Origin of the sequence: Deinococcus pimensis DSM 21231 (assembly GCF_000519345.1) — a bacterium.
Taxonomy (GTDB): Bacteria; Deinococcota; Deinococci; order Deinococcales; family Deinococcaceae; genus Deinococcus_A; species Deinococcus_A pimensis.
Genome location: NZ_KI912670.1, coordinates 81,347 through 83,644 on the forward strand (window position 1 = coordinate 81,347; position 2,298 = coordinate 83,644).

The 2,298-nt window shown below is 69.0% G+C and carries 2 protein-coding genes; both read left to right on the plus strand.

Annotation, left to right across the window (positions count from 1 at the left end; all coding sequences use genetic code 11):
- A partial coding sequence (locus tag DEIPI_RS32830) for an SDR family NAD(P)-dependent oxidoreductase (protein WP_045234747.1) occupies positions 1-602 on the plus strand: 602 nt, incomplete at its 5' end.
- Between the two features lie 19 nt (positions 603-621).
- Positions 622-2,196, plus strand: coding sequence for an ABC transporter substrate-binding protein (locus DEIPI_RS0119475; protein ID WP_027482871.1), 1,575 nt, complete (start codon positions 622-624; stop codon positions 2,194-2,196).
- Positions 2,197-2,298: the final 102 nt, after the last annotated feature.

Below are 2,298 nucleotides of genomic sequence, written 5' to 3' on the forward strand. Positions count from 1 at the left end.
GCCGCGTCACGGACGCCGGAGGCCGCGCGGAGGTCGTGGTGGCGGACGTCGCGGACGAGGCGCAGGCGCGGCTCGCGGTGGAGCACGCCGTGAGCGCCCTCGGGCGGCTCGACATCCTCGTGAACAACGCGGGCCTCATGCTGCTCGGCCCCGTCACGGACGCCGACACGACCGACTGGCGCCGCATGATCGACGTGAACCTCCTCGGTCTGATGTACGCCACGCACGCCGCGATCCCGCACATGCGCGGGCAGGGCGGCGGGCACGTCGTGAACGTCTCCAGCGTGTCGGGGCGCGGCGCGAGCCCCACCTCGGCGGGCTACAGCGCCACGAAATGGGGCGTGGGCGGCTTCAGCGAGGGCCTGCGGCAGGAGGTGAGGACGCACCGCGTCCGGGTGACCGTGATCGAGCCGGGCGTCGTCGCGACGGAACTGACGGACCACATCACGCACCAGGAGACGAAGTCCGCGTACGAGGGCCGCATAGGCCAGATCACGCCGCTGGAGCCCGAGGACGTCGCGGCCGCCGTCGTGTACGCCGTGACGCAGCCCGAACGCGTCAACGTGAACGAGATCCTGATCCGTCCGCTCGACCAGGGCTGACGCCGCACCGGAGGAAGTTATGCGCAAGACGACCGTGACCCTCGCCGTGTCCCTCGCCCTCGCGTCCAGCCTCGCCGCGCTCGCCGCGCCCGTCCGGGGCGGCACCCTCACGTACGGACGCTACGCCGATTCGCTGCTGCTCGACCCCGTCTACACCGACGCGAACCTCGACATCTGGATCCTGACGAACCTCTACGACACCCTCATCGAGGCGGTGCCCGGCACGAACACCTTCCGGGGCGCGCTCGCGTCGTCGTACGCGTTCTCGGGAGACGGGAAGACGTTCACGCTCACCCTGCGGCCCGGCGTGAAGTTCAGCGACGGTACGCCCGTCACCGCCGCCGACGTGAAGTTCTCCCTCGACCGGGCGCGCGACCCGAACCACGGCGCGTGGAACGCGCTGCTCGAATCCATCGCGAGCGTCACCCCGAAGGGCAACCAGGTCGTACTGACCCTCAAGCACCCCGACCCGAGCCTCGTGGCGGCCCTCGCGACGTTCAATTCCGCGATCCTTCCCGCGAAGAAGTACGCCGCCACACCCGGCAAGGACGACCAGGCGCGCGCGAAGGCCTTCGCGGAGAAGCCCGTCGGCTCCGGGCCCTTCGTGCTGAGCGAGTGGAAGCGCGGCAGCAGCATGGTCCTCAAGCGCAACCCCTACTACTGGAAGAAGGGCGCCGACGGCAAGGCCCTCCCGTACCTCGACGGCATCCGCTTCGAAATCCTGCCCGACGACAACACCCGCATCCTCAAGCTGCAGTCCGGCGAGATCCAGGGCGCCGAGTTCATCCCCTTCTCCCGCGTCGCGGAACTCAAGGCGAACCCGCAGCTGAACATGGTGCTGTTCCCGTCCACGCGGCGCAACTTCATCGTCATCAACACGCGGGGCAAGCTCAAGAGCGGCGCCGCGAATCCCCTCGCGAACCTCAAGCTGCGGCAGGCCCTGAACTACGCCACGGACAAGTCGGCGCTGATCAAGCTCGTCGCGTTCGGCAACGGCAAGGAGAGCAAGTCGTACCTCGCGAGCACCACGCCCCTGTACGCCGCGCAGACCGGCTACCCCTACGACCTCGCGAAGGCCAGGGCGCTCTACAGGGAGTCCGGCGCGCCCGCGAACCTCGCGCTGAGCGTGCAGGTCGTGGCGGGCAACGCCGACCAGATCGCGCTCGCCACGGCCCTGCAGCAGATGTGGGCGCAGCTCGGCGTGAAGCTCTCCATCGAGCAGCTCGAAAGTGCCACCGCCAACGGACGCTACGCCGAGAACGACTTCCAGATGCAGTTCAACTACTGGACGGACGATATCGCCGACCCGAACGAGGGCACCGCGTACGCGGCCGTGTACCGCAACGCGGAGTCCTTCCACACGGGCTTCCGGGACGCGAAGGTGGACGCGCTGTTCGCGCAGAGCCAGAACGAGCTCGATCCCAAGAAGCGCGCGAACCTCTACGCGCAGATCCAGAGGACCTACATGGCCGCAGCGCCGATGATCTTCCTGTACGAGCAGCCCTTCCCGGTGGCCCTGCGGAAGAACGTGAAGGACTTCCTGCAGACGCCGCTGGGCAACAACGTCTTCGTGAACACCTACCTGGAGAAGTGACGTGACGGCCCCCCTCACCGTCACCGGGGACGTCGTGCGGCTCCTCGCGCGCGCCGCCGGCCTCGACCTCACGGGCGAGCGGGCCGAGGCGCTCGCGCCCGC